The organism is Ekhidna sp. (assembly GCF_965227465.1).
Lineage (GTDB): Bacteria > Bacteroidota > Bacteroidia > Cytophagales > Cyclobacteriaceae > Ekhidna.
The window spans coordinates 1,522,176-1,539,380 of the sequence record NZ_OZ245746.1; the positions used below are offsets into that span (position 1 = coordinate 1,522,176).

A 17,205-nucleotide genomic window follows, 5' to 3' on the forward strand; every position below is an offset into this window, starting at 1 on the left:
TGCCTATCTGGCCAATAATATACTACCTGATTTGGTAAATTCCGCAGCATTACACTTTAAAACGTAATAATAGACCCCCTCTGGTACTGGTGAATTGTTGAAATTACCATCCCAAACGCAGTTAATTCCGTTTTCAAAATTTTCTTTAACCAAGATGTTTCTTCCCCTGGAATCGAATACAAAGACTTTACATTCGTTATCATTTCCGAGATCACCAATGTTTAGAATCTCCCAGCAATCATTCATGCCATCACCGTTAGGAGAGAAAGTCCGTTTTGGCCTAATATTATCCAGTATAATTCTCACTTCAGTGGAGACCAAACAGCCATCATTATCGGTAGCTGTTAGTGTAACCACACTGGTTGGATTTTGAGGAAAGAAAATTGTACTTGAGCTAGATGGGTCACTAAAATTTTCCGCTGGTTCCCAGGATATATTGGACGCAGCGTTATCAGCTGTTAAGTTTATTGAGGTAGCATCTTCCAAAAGAGCCGAATCAAATGAAACGATACTTGTAAAATCTGTAGAACTTATATCGAGATCGGATTGAAAGTTTCGAATGCGAATGCTGTCCTTCACTTGACATCCAATATTAGTGGTAATATCTAATACCGCCCATACAGTATCTACCCCGACAGGAGTTGTCACATCTAGCGTTTCACCAGTCGCATTGCTGATAAAACTGTTGTCAGAAGCATTTCTGACTGTCCACGAATACGCGGAAACGGTAGATCCTGCCGGATTAGAAAGTGCTACAGTAACAACATCCGCTTGGCATTTAGCAGTCAAATCTGTTTGATCGAATGTGATCGTAGGTGGATCCGATACAGTGACGTTAAAAACCTGTACATCACTACAGCTGACCACCTCTGTTGGATCATAAGCTGTGGTAAGCGTAACCGTGTGATTTCCTGTTGTTGAAAAAGTCGTCAAAAGCTGTGTTGGATCAGAAGGAGTCACTGGGCTACCATCTACTTGCCAAGCATAGTTGAGCGTAAATCCAGATGCTCCTGTGCTCGCTGCTGTAAAAGTCGTTTCTGTATTAATACACGTTTCTGTCGGACCATTTACTATTGAACTTGGCTCGGCTATTTCGCTCACCGTGTATGCTACTGTTTCAGCAGTACATGAGGTAATCTGATCGGTTATTTCGACTGTGTAGTCACCAGACTGATCCACTGTTAGAGAGGTGCCTGTTGCCCCGGATACAACACTTCCGTCTCTCTTCCACTGATAATTAAAATCAGATGTGTAATCAGCTACCTGAAGAGAAATTGTTGAGCCATCACAGAAGTTGTCCAGATCCTGATTAATAATTTCAAGCGTAGGGGGTTCGCTAACACTTAGATTTTGCGAAACGCTTACGCTTGAACATCCTCCCGCGTTTCTGACTCTTAATTCATATTCCCCGGAATTGATGGAGCTTGCTGAAGAAATATTAATAGTTGCTGATGTGCTGGTTGATCCGTCAGGAAGCCTCCATAAGTACTCATCGAATGTTGTGGTCGTTGATAAAGTTACCTGGTCACCAAAACAAAGTGAACCGCCGTTAGCATCATTGACCGAAATAACGGGAGTAGTAGTAACCGAGCCCGGCTCATAATTTACAGTGTATTGTGTGGTAGGAGGGGAAGCGCACCCGGCTTGTGCAGTAATTTGTAAATCAATCACAGCGTCAGCGGCCGATGTTATGTTGAATGTAGCTTCATTTCCACTTTGAGAAACCACAGTGCCAGTACCAGTTGTGATGCTCCAGCTATATGTTCCATCCACAATATTTGTGGATGATAAAGTGAAATTTTCACCAGTACAAAAAGAAAAAGTCTCAGGCTCAATAACTGGGTCTACGCATGTCTCGTTAATTCGCACACCTAAATCTCCTAGACTTGCTGTTCTTGTATCATGCGAGTATACTATGTCAGGTTTTGAGTCTCCGTTAATGTCACCAACGCAAATATTGCGTGCGTCTGCGGTTACGGTAAGCTCAACTGGCGTTTCAAAGCTTATTGATCCTCCAGTCGAATTATTTTCGACAACAAATACGGCTCCAGTACTTGTTCCAAGGGTTGCGACAACAAAGTCAACTAGTCCATCACCATTAATGTCCCCAGCATCAAGGCCCCACGGTAAATTACTTGGTATGATAACCGCCTCTGCCAATCCAAAAGTTATGTTACTTCCACTGCTTGTATTTTGATATATCGTCACTGCTTCATTACCTGAAACACTTCCCAAAGTAGCATCTGAAGTTGAGGCTATATCATTAAGGCCGTCATTGTCAAAGTCAGCAATGATTACATTTCTTCTTTGATCAGTGGATGTGATACCGGCTTGTAGGGATAGATTAAATGTGCCTGGAATACTTTCATTTCTTAACACATAGATTTGTTCATTGGATTGCACAGCAGGTATAACGACCACATCGGGTTTCCCATCATTGTCTAAGTCTCCAATATCCAGTCCTCCCGTAGTACCAGCATTTCCAACACTTATTTCTACTGGAGAACTAAATGCGAAACTGCCTGGAGTACTATTATTTGGAAAAATATGGATCGTGTTGTCATTTTCATTTCCAACGACTAAATCTTTTTTCCCATCTCCATCTATATCAGCTGCTTTGACTCTTCTTGGAACTCGTTTATCTCCACCACCAATTGTTGGAAGACTAAGACTTAGACTCCCCAGATAGCTTAAAGAAACAGCTGCACCGCCATTATTTTCATAAATATAAATTTGCTTGATGTTGGTGGTATTGTCAGTCGTGAATATGACCTCTCTGTCACCATCATTATCCAGGTCTGCACATGTGGTGGATACAAACCCTCCTGTACTGTTGTCACCATTATCACCCAAACCTATATCTGAGAAAGACTCGGTAGCAAAAGTGCTTTGGTTTTCAAAAACGGTTGCCTCTACCCCTGTGCCGGAGACAAGGTTGTGGGTCATGATTACATCATTCTTGCCATCGTTGTTTAAATCGCAAAGACAGATATCATAGACATTTGATTTTGGTGAAATACTCTCCAGGTATTCAGCTTTCCATGAGCTATTGGCTTCACCTGAAAAGCTTATGAAAAACTGCTGACTGGACTCAGATGTCAGGTTGCTGGTATTTCTAACGATTATCGATCCTCTGGTAGCACCAGCAGGAACAATTGCCTCAATCAGATTATCTGAGATTATATTGATATTTCCACCAGAAACTGAAACTCCACCAAACGAAACAAGATTAACGTTGGTCAGATTAGATCCGGAAATAGTTACTTTCTCTCCAACTTCAACATGAGTAGGAGATATGGTATTGATAAATGGTCTTTGCTGTGCCATTAAAAGAATTGGACAAAGACCTAGTATGGCTAAAAATTTCCTCATCATTCTGTCACTTGAAGCACCCAGGCCTTTGAAAGCTTAGGCATTTTTCTGAATTCATCCCTTTTTGTTCTCGTTTGTCTCAAACTTCCTGATTCATAAACGACTACATAATAGTACCCTCTACCACTGTTATATCCTACCAGTGTGTCATGAAATCCCATTTGGAATAATTCATCACTATAGTTTTCAGCATACTGGAATACTGAAAAAGCTCCTGCTATCACGTAATTACCCGCAGGCAGTTCCAATAGATGTGTTCCTCTTTTGGTCACTACATGATCATCAGCATTACCTAATTCATCGTGCGTCCTAAAGTCTTGGGTTAGTTCAGGATCACCTTTGGCCACCTCATCATGATGTTCCTCTGTCAGCTCAGGGTTTTCGGCTATAGTTGCTGCCTGAGATTCATTGATGGCTTTATCCCATTTAATGATATGTTCTACACTGCCATCCGGCTGTTGTTTTTCATATTTAATACCCACTTCTTTAGACCCATCAGGAAGCTCCCGTTCAAGATGACCTTCAGAAGCGACTGATAAGCTAGCGGCCTCTGCTGTTGGAACCCAGCTGATCACAACGTTTTTCTCACCGGTATCACTGGGTTTTTCTAACCTAATTCCTGTTTCTTCCTCTCCAAACTGGTTGACACGAGTGATTTCTTCATGCTCTTCCTGATGGTCCCAATCGTCTGCTTTCTCGGTTGGTACCTCCGCCTCTGGTTCAGGATCATCAAGAACTGTTGGTTGAGCAATACTTAATGCATCCTCATCTTCAGGCTCTGTTTCAGAAGGCCTGCTTTGCTGTAGAGCTGCAAGTTGTTTTTGTCTTTCTAATTCTGCTTTTCTTGCTCTTTCCTCGGCAGATAGTCTATGACTTTTTATAAATGAAGAGACATGCTCAGCATGATCCTTCTTGGTTCCAAGGTGATATCCAAGATTTACTTCAAGGGTAGGCCCCAACTCCGACGAAATATTTGAATTACCTAATTCATAGGCAAAACCGACCGCAAATTTCTCTTTTATTTTGGCTCCAGCCAGACCTATTACTCCAGCGTCTTGCCTGTAAGAGGCACCAACCCAAACGATGTGATAAAGGTGTGCAATCATGACACCTTCAAATTGATGAGGTATCACGTTACTGTATCTATATATAATGTGAGGTTCAAAGGCAAAATCATCACTAACGTGCCCTCTATAATTCATTTTGAAAAGGACGTTATCAGTTGGTGAAAATTCAATGTCCGCTACTTCAGATTGTGTAATGGGATTGTAGTTAAATAAATTCGGTAATGAAATACCAACGTTGAAATGCCCGAAATGATAAGCAACTCCAACATCTCCTATGAAGAAAGTTGACTGGTCAAGAAAGTTATTGAAGGCTGGATCACCCGGTGAATCGAATTCTGTAATGTTCACAGAGTTAATTCCCGCACCTAGTGACATCCCAAATCGTAAAAAATGAGTCCTATCAATATTTAATAAATAAGAGGCTGAGGCTTTTGCTGCTGATGTCGCCAATAAGCCTTGAGTAATATTAAACGCAGCTCCACCAACTGCAATTCCACCTTTTAAGGGGACGTGAAAGCTGGCATGCGATATTTGAGGTGCTCCTTCTACATTGGTCCACTGGTCCCTATACATCACGAATACTGCAGCGTGTCCTTCTACACCCGCATATGCGGGATTGTACATATAAGGATTCATGAAGAACTGATTGTAAACCTGTGGTTGCTGAGCATGTGCGTTATAAAATGAGGTAATGAATAAGCCAATATAGAAAAGTTGGCACATCCATTTCGCACAGACCATTTTAGAGAGAAGTAATCGTTTCAAGTATTGATGATTCTATTGATCTAAACCCTAAATTAGAGAATTTATTGTATTTCGCATCACCCGTAACAAATATCCTGCTTTTGTTTGCATAATAATCACTTTATCAGTTATCTAAATGCTATTTTGTGAAGAAATTAATCACATGCATAATATGACTCACTTTGATTTCGTATTATTACACTAGAAAGAATTAAACCTGCAGATGAAATCCGTTCTCCTTTTTTGTTGTGTACTTGGAATTGTTGCTACTTCTTATGGTCAATATTGGTTTGGCCCAAAAGTTGGCGTCAGCTACATCGATCATGTCTATCAGGACAAAACCTATGAGCGTGATTCATTTAACGTCGCGACCGATATAAATATGCAATATGGATTTGCGCTTATGTATACTGCTACGGATCGGTACTCCGTTTATGGAGAAATAAACTACGAGCGAGTAGGTAAGCGGGTCAAGGATATCCAAACCGATGGTGAAGATGTCAACGCAAGCATGATCAATCATTTTATTTCGGCCCCAGTAATGCTTCGAATTACCTTGGGTAGGGTTCCCTTTCATTATTATGTTAACGGAGGGCCAAGACTTGCGTACTGGCTTGGAGGGAAGGGAACGATTTTTCTAGAAGAATTTGTTGAAAACTTGCCTGACCCAGACAATATAGAAGAAGCGATAAAACCCTATAAGATTACTTTTAATTCCGATAAGGCACTGGAAGGAAATAGAAGCACTGCGCTGGTCCGTGATCCTAACCGATTACAGTTTGGGCTGACAGTTGGATCGGGGATGTATTTTGATCTTGCTAATGGTACCCGCCTCCAAATTGATGCAAGATACACCTGGGTTCATAGCAACATGGGTACCAATTCTGGTTCCAGAGACACCAATTTTGGAGGTGAAAATTATCGGGAAAATTTTGAGTACTATCATAATATTGGCACGGTGAGCATTGCATATCTATTCGGCTATAACAGTGAATTGAAAAGAAAAGGTAAAAGCACAAGTAAGGAAAGTAATAAAAAGAAGAAAAAATAGCACTATTTAAAGTTAAATACGGGTCAAACTGGGTCTTTTATTGATTTATTCCTACAATTGACTTTAAATAATCTAACTTACAATAGGGCCTGTAAAATTCACTAGCTGTGGTAAAAGCATTCTTAAAATTCCTGGGAGGAGAAGAGGGAGAAGAGAAGCAAATGTTGCTCTTGCTTGGCAAGGGCTTTTTTATGGGGATTCTCCTTGCTACTTATCAGATTGGAGCTGAAACACTTTTCCTAACCGTAATGGGTGATGAGTGGTTAGACAATGCATTCTTTGCAGCTGGTGCAGCCGGCATTATTTCTACAGCCATATTTGTATACCTCCAGCGTAAGATTAACTTTTCAACACTTGTAGTTTCCACCACATTTCTTATCCTGTTATTTATAGGAGGAATTCGAGCTGCTTTTGAATTCATAGGTTATGATGAAAGCATAACAGGCCAATTTCAAATGCTTCCATTCATCCTTTTTGTGATGATCGGACCTGTTACATCTATTACTTTATTAGGTTTTTGGGGTGTGTTTGGTCGAGTGTTTGACCTTCGTGCAAGTAAAAGAATAATAGGAGGAATAGATACTGGACAACTGATGGCAACCATGATCGCCTTTTTCAGTATTCCTCTAATAATTTCAGCAACCAATTTTAATGCCACGTATGATCTTTTGTTTGTCTCTGGAATCGCAGGATTAGGGGTATTCATATTCACACTACTGCTCGTCATCAATTACAATTTGAATAGGGCAACAAAAGTGCTTGAAGGCGAAGAGGTTGAGAAAGTAAATTTCTTCAGTCTCATGAAAAACAAGTACCTAAGATTACTTTCGATATTCCTGATTTTTTCTATGGGATCTGCTGTTTTTATGGATTATACGTTTCTGAGTGCCACGGAAACCATGTATCCGGATGAAACAGACTTGGCTAACTTTCTATCCTTCTTTTCAGGACTGGTAATCGTTTTCTCATTCCTTATTCAAAGTTTTGTTAATGATATTATCATTGGAAAGTTTGGTTTAAGGGTAGCCTTGATGACCATGCCTTTAATCTTAATCCTCTTTACCATAGGAGCGATAATTGTCGGACATATTTTCGGGTACGAGATAAAGACGCCCGAGTACATTATGTTCTTCGTGTTGATTTCAGCAGGTAAGTTGTTTACTGCGGCACTTAAGGACGCACTGGAAAGTCCTGCATTTAAATTATTCTTCCTTCCATTAGACATTAAAATACGGTTCGATATCCAAACCCGAATAGAAGGGGTTGTTAATGAAATCGCAGTTTTTATTGCTGGAGCTGCTCAAATGGCCTTAGGGTTGTTGGTTTTCTTCAAACTTATTCATTATTCCTATTTCATTCTCGCGCTAGCGGCCGGTATTATCTACATGGCTGGAAAGCTTTTTGAAGAATACAAAAAGACACTGAAGACGACTCTTGAAAAACAGAAGGCAAATCTGGAAGGTCAGGGCAAGCGTAATGAAAACAATACGCTCAAAATATTGAAAGATGAGGTTTCTTCCAGAGATGTTGAACGGGTGCTGAATGGCCTTCGTCTTTTTGAAAAATTAGAGCCCATAGAGTTTGAGTTTGCCTTACTGGACTTATTGAATCATCGATCTCCTGTTTTAAGATCGTATGCCTATCAAAAATTAGGAGATCGTCTATGCTGGGAAGCTGTTGAGATTATTGAAAAAGATCTGAAAACGGAGGGTAATGAAGACGTACTGAAGGTGGCGGAAGAGGCTTTCAAAAGGCTCAAAAAAGCTGCTGATTTCAATCTGACTGACGTGGCGATTAAAGAGTTAGTTAGATCAACAGATGCCAATGATCGGGAACGTGGTGCTCGTTTGCTTGCAAAAGCATCTGAAGATCGTCATGTGGCGTTTATTGTCGAGTTACTCAGAGATATTAATCCAAACGTCCGATCTGCCGCCATGATTTCAGCTGGAAAGATCAAGCGTCCTGAGTTATGGCCAATACTGATTGAAAACCTACACCTTTCTACTTATGGAAATGTAGCTATGTCAGCACTCAAGGCTTCTGGCGAATCAGCATTTCACACCGTTGATACCGCATTCTATAAGACCGGTCAATATCATCCTACTATGATACGGATTATCCAGGTATTGGGTCGAATTGGTGGTCGTGGAGCTACAGAGTTACTTTGGAAGAAAATCGATTTCCCGGACAGAAAAATTGTCTCTCAACTCTTATTGTCATTAAGTTATATAGGTTTTGTTGCAAGAGACTTCCAGGCGGCCAGGATTAAGATCGCAGTAGAAGGCGAAATAGGAGATATTGCCTGGAACATAAAATCAACACAGGAAATACCCGATGAGGATCCAATTGATCATCTGATTAAGGAGGCCATGCTGGAAGAGGACATCAAAAATTATGATAATATCTTCATGCTATTGGGCATGATTTATGATCCTCAAAATGTGCTTTTGGCAAAAGAGAATATTCAGAGCGGCACCACTGAAAGTATCACATTTGCTGTTGAGATGTTGGATATTTTTGTAGAGGAAGAATTGAAGCCTAAATTAATCCCGGTGCTCGATGAGTTAAAGGTCTCAGAAAGGTTAACAAAACTTCAAAACCATTATCCACCTGAGGATTTTGATTCTTACGAGGATTTACTTCTTCAAATCATAAACAGAGACTATAATAGAATTAATCGATACACCAAGGCCCTGGCCATGTACCGATTTAGCCAGTTGAGCGGGCATGTCACTGCAGATTTAATAGCCAACCTGTTCAATCCGGACCCGCTGCTATTACAAACGGCTGCCTTTGTGATGTATCGAATTAATCAGGAGGCTTATCACGAACATACCAAGCGACTAAGGCCTGTTACCAAAAAGGAATTGGATAAAGCGATACTACCACCAGTTTTCAGAGATGAAGATGAGGAATATCATCAGAAACTGTTGATGATCGAGCGTGTCATTGAGCTTAAGAAGATCGAAATGTTTAAGCCGATCCCAGGTGAGTTAATTACTTACATGGCAGAAAATCTTGAGGAAATAAGAGTTAAGCTAGGATCTACCATTATCCGCGAAGGTGATGGTGGTATGGAACCTATGTACATAGTTCTTGATGGGGCAGTAGATATATATGAAGGCGACAATAAAGTTGCCGAAAGAGATAAGGGAGGAGTTTTTGGAGAGAAGAATATCAATAACACAGACACATTTTCTTTCACCGCATTGGCTCGAACAGAATGTACCTTATTGTTGATGAGAAAAGAAGAACTCTTAAATCTTATGTCGAAGCACATTGAGATTTTGGACTGTTGGATTGACATCATGAATGGAGTAGTTGATCAGGAAGAACCTGAGATTGTAGATGTCCTGTTTGGTTAAGATTTCGATGAACACACTTTGGATAGAATAAAAAATTAAGTTATTTCACTATATTAAACCTCTCCTAATCGCATAAAATGAGCAGTAATCGCACCATAGCATTAATATATTCGGAACACGACGATGCGATGATAGAGGGTGGAGTAAAAGGTTGGGTCACCAACTTCCACAAGTTCTTATCTACTTTGATGTTTCAGATTACCCGGGAAAATCCTGAAATCAAACTCATCAACGAATTAAGTTTCTCAATAACTGAATTGGATGATTACAATGTTATTCTTGCGGTAGCCACTTCAAACCTTGCTAAAGACAAGGTCATTATGAGTGGATTGAACTCGCACGCAAAGAAATGGAAAGATCATAATAAACTGATTGCTGATGGAGTTGCAAGGATATTCAAAGTTCTGAAGCGTCCATATGATCCGGACGAATCGCTTCCGGAGCTTGAAGATTTGCTGACTTATGATTTTTACCTGGTAGATCCTTTAACCGGAGATCCTCAGGAATTCACACGCTTTTTTGGCTCAGATGCTGAACGTAGTTACTGGATGAAGTTGGTTGATATGGCTTATGATATCAATCATGTATTGCATGCTAAGGAGATAAGCGAAGGCAGTGGAACATACGAAACGATTCCTCGGGAGAAAACGGTCTACCTGGCCAGCACAGGTGTTGACATGGTTATCCAAAGAGACATTATTAAAAGGGAGTTGATCCGTCACGGATACAAAGTACTTCCTGATCACAGTCTTCCAAAGGAGGCTAAGGCATTGGATCGCATGGTTAGAGATGACCTGGATCGATGCAGGCTTTCCATTCACCTGGTAGGTGAGGATTATGGGTATAAACCCAGAGGGTCTGAGTTATCGGTCGTTGACATTCAAAATCGAGTGGCATCTGATCACACCTATCAAATGGTTGAAAAGAATAAGGACGCCAAGCAAGATGAAAAGAAGCCTTTTAGCCGACTTATTTGGGTTTCACCAGACCTTAAAAACGTTACTGAGCGTCAAAAAATATTTATTGAGGATTTAAAGAGTGATGCTGCTGCCCTGGAAGAAGCAGAAGTACTGCAAATCCAATTGCAGGAGCTTAAAACCATCATTCGGGAGGAGCTGGTAACAGGCGGAAGATTCAATATCCGCCGTGATATCAAAGGCTTAAATCAGGAAGAACAGGATGAGAAAACCAAGATGATCTACTTAATCGCTGATAAGCGTGATGTAGAAGAAATTGATGACATTCAGACGTATTTAAAGGGCGAAGGATTCAATGTGGTTTCTCCCAGCTATGAGGGAGACTTAGTAGATTTAAGGTACATACATCAGGAAAATTTGAGAAGATGCGACGCATCCATCATATATTTTGGTCAGGCTACTGAAGACTGGATCAAAACGAAACTACAGGATCTGTTAAAAGCTCCTGGATTTGGCCGTGAAAAGCCTTTAACAGCTAAAGCGGTTTACTTTAAGGGGCAGAAGGATGTGGATATGGAGCACTACAAGAAAAATAACGCCATGGTTTTGGGGAATAATGGGGGGACATTTAGTCCCGATCACCTCAAGCCTTTTCTAACTAAAATAGAAAGCTGATGAGCGATAAAGAAATTGATGTTCAGGGCCATGAAGAGGTTCAGGACATTGTTGACATTACCCAGTTAATAAATCCCTTTCCGGGCCTCCGGCCTTTCGGGATTGAGGAAAGTCACCTCTTCTTTGGAAGAGAGGGACAAAGTGACGAGGTACTTGTCAAACTCTCTGAAAATAAATTTGTAGCCATTCTTGGTGCCTCTGGTAGTGGTAAGTCCTCGCTAATGTTTTGCGGGCTCATCCCAACCCTGTATGGAGGTTTTATGACAGAAGCAGGTTCGAACTGGCGAATTGTCGTTACCCGTCCGGGTGGTGGTCCAATCGACAACCTGGCAGAATCACTCTTAATCCGAGATAAGGAATACACCAATCTTGGAGATGAGGATAAGCTAATTCGCAAAACGATCATCAGTACGGTGCTTCGCAGTAGCTCATTAGGGTTAGTTGAAGTGGTAAGGCAACTGAAAACAGATGACTTTCAAAATGTACTCATCCTGGTTGACCAGTTTGAAGAACTTTTCAGATACCGCAAGCTGGAGTCGGCCACATCCGATCTGGACGAGTCCTCAGCTTTTGTAAACTTATTATTAGAGGCCATTCATCAGTACGATGAGCCTGTATATATCGCATTGACGATGCGGTCAGATTTTATTGGAGAGTGTGCGCAGTTTCCGGATCTGACGCAGATGATCAATGATTCTCACTACCTGATTCCGCAGATGACCAGGGATCAGAAGCGTACAGCCATTGAAGGCCCTGTAGCTGTGGGAGGTGGTAAAATTGCACCACGATTGACACAGCAATTGCTTAATGATGTGGGGGATAATCCGGATCAGTTACCGATTCTCCAACATGCCTTGATGCGTACCTGGTCGTACTGGACTGATAATCGTAAAATTGGCGAGCCAATTGATTTACGTCACTACAATTCCATAGGGACGCTTCGAGAGGCGCTCTCCATGCATGCCAATGAGGCGTATGACTCACTAAGCAAGCGTGAAAAAGAAATTTGTGAGGTCATGTTTAAGGCCTTGACGGAGCGAGGATCTGAAAATCAGGGGATCAGGCGACCAACAAAGCTGGCCACTATTGCAGCGATTGCCGGGGTGAATGAAGAAGAGGTAGGAAGAGTTGTCGAGCGGTTCCGTGAACCCGGAAGATCACTTTTGATGCCTCCATATGGCGTGAGACTGGAGTCTGAGATCGTAGTTGATATCTCTCATGAGAGTTTGATGCGTATCTGGGTACGACTGAAACGTTGGTTGGATGAGGAATCCAAAGCGGCTGAGATGTACCTGAAGTTGTCTGAGGCAGCAGAGCGTTACCAGGAAGGAAAAGCAGGCCTTTGGCAGATGCCGGACTTACAGCTTGCCTTAAACTGGAGAGAAGAGAACCGACCTACCTTGGTGTGGGGTCAACGCTACAACCCGGCCTTTGAGCGAACCATGGTGTTCCTGGAGACTTCTGAGAAAGCGTATCTGACCGAACAGCGTAATAAAGAAATCCTTCAGAAACGTCAGGTCAAACGGATGCGGACAACTGCAGTTGTTTTGGCCATTGCAGTACTTGTTTCATTAAGTTTCTTGATTTTCTCATTCATTAAAGCGGATGAGGCTGAGAAAGAAAAAGCTGCTGCGCAGGAACAAAGGGATAGAGCCGTTAAACTTCAAGAAGAAGCAGATTTGCAGAGAGAAAAAGCAATTGACGCGGCAGCTGAAGCAAATGAAGCTAGAGCTGATGCAGAGGCTCAAAAAGAGGAAGCTGATAGGCAAAGAATTGCTGCTGATCAAAATGCGGTAGAAGCAAGAAGGCAACAATCACTTGCTGAAGAGGCTAGAAAAGATGCACTGAATCAACAAAAACTTGCAGAGGAAGCCGCCGATGAAGCAAGAAAACAAGAGCAGGCAGCTAAAATAGCTCAAGCTCAAGCTCTTGAGGAACAAAAGAAAGCAGAGCGTCTTAGGTATCAGGCGATTGCGCAATCCATGGCAATCAAAGCGAAGACTATAGTACCGGATGATCGGCCTCTAGCTGAACTGAAAGGTTTGGTTGCTTTGCAGGCATTCTTTTTCCATCAGGAATATAAAGATCAGGGCAAGAACTACAATGGAGATATTTATGCCGGTGTGTATAACGCCCTACAAGGACTCTATGAGGTAGAGTATGGAGATCCGGCTACCGGAGATTCGGTCTTTAACCAATATCACAAACCGATCGATCTGGAATCTCAAAATACCGTGATTTCTGTTAAATCGATCGTATATTCAAATGATGGAGATTATTTCTATACGGCTAATGGCGATGGAGAGGTGATCAAGTGGAATGTAGCGACCAGGGACTGGCAGCTAATTTTCCAGAATGAAGACGTGGCTCGTGTGGTAAACATCAGTCCAAATGAACAATACCTGGCCCTCGGTACCGATCAAAATAACATCATGCTGTTTGATGTAAATAACATTGATTCGGAACCCACACGAATAGATGGACACATAGGGGGAACCGTGTATGATTTGCAATTCTTACCGGATAACTCTGGATTCATATCTGTGGGAGCGGATAATCGAATCTTGCGCAGTGATTTCAGAAGTAGCACTGAACTGGTTAAATCCAATGTCAGAATCAATAAGATTACGCTTTCACCGGACGCCAAAACCCTTGTCGGTGGTGGTAATGACGGGAACGTATATATCTGGGATTTGACTGACATGGGCAAAGGGGCTACTACTTTGGTCAATAAGGCTTCCACAGTTGATTCAACCGGGGCGGTTGTTACCTCCAATAAAATCAGCCCGGTCAAATCAGTGAAGTTTAGCAACAATGGGAAGTTACTTGCCTACGGTACCGACGATGGTCGAATCAAAATTTGGGACATGGAGACAGACACACAAATTCCTCCTACCTTGACCGGGTACCGATCTACGGTTACAGATATCGAATTTAGCCCGAATGACCGATTGCTTTTGGCTACTTCCAGAAATAAGCAAGTAAGAATGTGGGATTTAGAAAATCCATTTGATCTCCCTATTATTTTACAGGATTATAAAGGATCTGGAGGCGATAATTTAGGCTGGGTTAATGATGCCGATTTTAGCCCGGATGGTCAAAATTTTGTCACTGCAGCTAATGATGGAAACATTCGAATTTATCCTACGAATGTAGGTAAACTTGCCAGTGAGATTTGTTCACACATTACACTAGGAAATATGTCTGAAAATGAATGGAGACAATATGTCGGGGATCCTGAAGACATTAAGTATGTGGAAACTTGCAAAGGTCAGCCTAGAAGACCAAACGATATCTAAAGCGCCTATATGAAGCAACACCTTATCACCTTTTGTTTGTTGACTTGTGCCTTATGGGCTCACTCTCAATCCTCCTCACAATGTGCACGTGCTTTATCTCAGGCGGAGTTGGCTTTTGAGCAGGGTAGACTCTCAGATATCATAGGCACCTATACAGACGATAATAGTGGATTTACCAGATGTTTGGATCAGGGAGTTTTCTCCGTAGATGAGGAGATTCGGGCGTATAAGCTTTTAACCAAAGCGTATCTTTTCCAGGATAATGAAACGATGGCGGAAGAGATGTTTGTCAAGCTCTTAAAAGTCGATAAGGAGCACAACCTTGCTGCTGAAGATCCTGCAGAGCTTTATCTGTTAAAGGATAAATTCAAAACCGAACCTATTTTAAGAGTGGCTGTAAGGGCTGGAGTAAACAAATCACTCCCAACCGTCATGCAAACATTTGATTCTTTTCAGGAAGGGGACAAGCGGTACAATGAAAATGGTAATGATACGGGACTTGGTATAGGTTTTTGGGGTGAAGTCCTTGCAGAAAGGCACATCACAAAAGGAATTGAAGTTGCAGCTGGATTTCAATACAGAATCACTTCCTACGAAATAGAAGGTGAGATGATTGCGGAAGATTTGAATTATGTAGCGAAGAATACCAACAATATGTTGAGGTTTCCGCTGATGGTGCGTTACAGCATGAATTATGATAAAAAGGATCAAGACGGAAATAGAGTAGGCTTATTACCGTATTTTTTCATTGGCGGATCCTATGATTTATTACTCCAGGCAAAATATATTGACACCAGACGAACGGGTGGAACAGCCTATACACTACCAGCGGGAAGTGATGACTTAAAGTCAGCCGATCAGGTATCTACCTCCAATGTATCGGTCATGCTTGGCGCAGGAATTAGAGCCCGGGTAGGTCGTGCGAAGGTCGACTTTTTCTCCCTTGAGCTGCGATACGATAACGCACTTTTCAACTATATAAACCCTGATAATCGATGGGCAAATAAAGATGTGAATTTTGGAATTGGCCATGTGGAGGACGATTTGACACTAAACACCTTATCCTTCTCCGTTGGATACACAAAATCTATTTATTTCCCAAGAAAACGTAAGCAGTACCGATAATCGATGAGATACTTTCTATACATATTTTTAGTGTCTTTGCTCGTGGTTTCATGCCAGATTGAAGACGATAATGCTCCTGCACCTGATGAAGCTTTCATTAAATACTATGGAGAACTATCAAGCTATGAGGCCAGTGACATTGAGATCGTGTATGAAGCCGGGCTTCCGGTTGGGCTGGTCGTGTTTGGGAGCGTTGTTTCGGATTTTGGAGACAAAGACTATTATGTGCTGCGAACAGATTTAGATGGAAATTTGATCAACTCTACTTCGTTTGGTTACTCAGATACATTGGATATTGATGATGAGCCAGGAGCTGATGATTGGACCGGGGATGATGTTAGAGATCGTTTCAGAGCTGATGAGACGGCCGGTCAAATTCAATATGTCACTGACATTGGAGATGGATCTCCAGGCTATGCCATTGTAGGAACTTCCTCTATTACTATTAATGCACTGCAAGTGTCTGATTGGAAAAGACTTACGTTTGGTTTATTGAGCACGGAGCTGGAACCAAGAACATTTAATCGTGACACTTTATTTGCACGTTCTGCTCGTACGGCGGATGAATTATTGGATTTTGAGGGTAAAGATGTTATCGAACTTTCTGTAAATCCTGGAATTTTAGTTGTTGGATCTCGCGAGTTCGATAGGGGTGGCGGTGACTCAGATTTTGATAATTATTTCATAAAAGTCGATTTAGTTAATGAAACCATAATTTTTGAAGAAACACAAGGAATTGTGGGTGACGATGAAGATGACCAGCTTATTCGTGGTTTTGAAAAGACCAACGGGAATCTGGTGATGATTGGAACTAGTAATACACCCAGTCTCCTGGGGGAGAATGGAGGAGATAATGGTACGAACGTTTTCTATTTAGAGACCGATCCAAATGGTACACCATTTAATTCAGCAGCGTATGGATTAGAAGATCCAACTAATGCAATATTTGATGACTTTGCAAGTGACGCCATTAAGTCGAGCTCAGGCTTTAGTATTGTTGGAACCTCAAGTACCTCAGCAAATCAGGAGTTCGGATTTCTGATCAACCTAAGCAATAATGGAGTTTACTTAAGTGGAAACAGTCATGATAGTTCAGTCTATCAGGATCATGGAGGCACAACAGTTGCTAGTATAGAAACAAGGGGAATTGGGGTGACTCAAGCACTTGATAATAAGATTATTATGGTAGGACAGTATCCATCCTTTTCCTTTACCGATGCGTCTAATGTATCGTATGCTCGCAGTGCTGAGGGTATGTTTGCCAAGTTTGGTCAAGGGGGTGCTCACTTACCAGCTGAAGAATCTTTTTTCGGATTAGCCGATGGGAATGATGAAATTGTGGATGCGGTGACACTCCCGGATGGAAAGATCGTCGCGGTTGCAAATGTTGATTTTGGTGGAGGAGTTAAATTGATATCGATTATCAAACTGAATGCAGATGGATCCCTTGATTAATCTTGAAATAGTTCAATTTAAACCTTCTTTATTCTTATCCTATTATTCAAAGCCTATATCGAAAAAACGAATGAGTGCTTTGATATGATTTTCGGATTAAGGAACTTCATCTTTTCGTTTATTTTGGTCTAAATT

General features: G+C 41.5%; 8 protein-coding genes. 6 read left to right on the top strand and 2 right to left on the bottom strand.

All coding sequences use genetic code 11. The annotated features are described in order from the left end of the window. Positions 1–3: 3 nt before the first annotated feature. Both ACO05G_RS06860 and ACO05G_RS06865 read right to left on the bottom strand, forming a co-directional pair. The gene (locus ACO05G_RS06860) at positions 4–3,327 is read right to left on the bottom strand and encodes an FG-GAP-like repeat-containing protein (protein ID WP_421765288.1); all 3,324 of its coding nucleotides are present in this window, start codon (positions 3,325–3,327) and stop codon (positions 4–6) included. A gap of 44 nt (positions 3,328–3,371) precedes the next feature. Further along, positions 3,372–5,204, bottom strand: coding sequence for a PorP/SprF family type IX secretion system membrane protein (locus ACO05G_RS06865; protein WP_421765289.1), 1,833 nt, complete (start codon positions 5,202–5,204; stop codon positions 3,372–3,374). Between the two features lie 202 nt (positions 5,205–5,406). On the opposite strand from ACO05G_RS06865, the gene ACO05G_RS06870 reads away from it, so the two are divergent. The 6 genes from ACO05G_RS06870 (at position 5,407) to ACO05G_RS06895 (ending at position 17,070) form a co-directional block, all read left to right on the top strand. Then, positions 5,407–6,234 (top strand): hypothetical protein, encoded by an 828-nt coding sequence (locus ACO05G_RS06870; RefSeq protein ID WP_421765290.1) that lies wholly within the window; start codon positions 5,407–5,409, stop codon positions 6,232–6,234. A gap of 107 nt (positions 6,235–6,341) precedes the next feature. After that, positions 6,342–9,599, top strand: coding sequence for a HEAT repeat domain-containing protein (locus tag ACO05G_RS06875; protein ID WP_421765291.1), 3,258 nt, complete (start codon positions 6,342–6,344; stop codon positions 9,597–9,599). A 77-nt stretch (positions 9,600–9,676) separates the two neighbouring features. Then, on the top strand, positions 9,677–11,191 hold the full coding sequence (locus ACO05G_RS06880) for a DUF4062 domain-containing protein (protein ID WP_421765292.1): 1,515 nt from the start codon (positions 9,677–9,679) through the stop codon (positions 11,189–11,191). After that, positions 11,191–14,490, top strand: a complete 3,300-nt coding sequence (locus ACO05G_RS06885) for a High-affnity carbon uptake protein Hat/HatR (protein WP_421765293.1) — start codon at positions 11,191–11,193, stop codon at positions 14,488–14,490. The genes ACO05G_RS06880 and ACO05G_RS06885 overlap by 1 nt, the downstream gene beginning before the upstream one ends. A 9-nt stretch (positions 14,491–14,499) precedes the next feature. Further along, entirely contained in the window at positions 14,500–15,615 is a 1,116-nt protein-coding gene (locus tag ACO05G_RS06890; RefSeq protein ID WP_421765294.1) for an outer membrane beta-barrel protein, read from the top strand. 3 nt (positions 15,616–15,618) lie between these two features. Then, positions 15,619–17,070: a hypothetical protein gene (locus ACO05G_RS06895; RefSeq protein WP_421765295.1), complete on the top strand. Its 1,452-nt coding sequence runs from the start codon at positions 15,619–15,621 to the stop codon at positions 17,068–17,070. Positions 17,071–17,205: the final 135 nt, after the last annotated feature.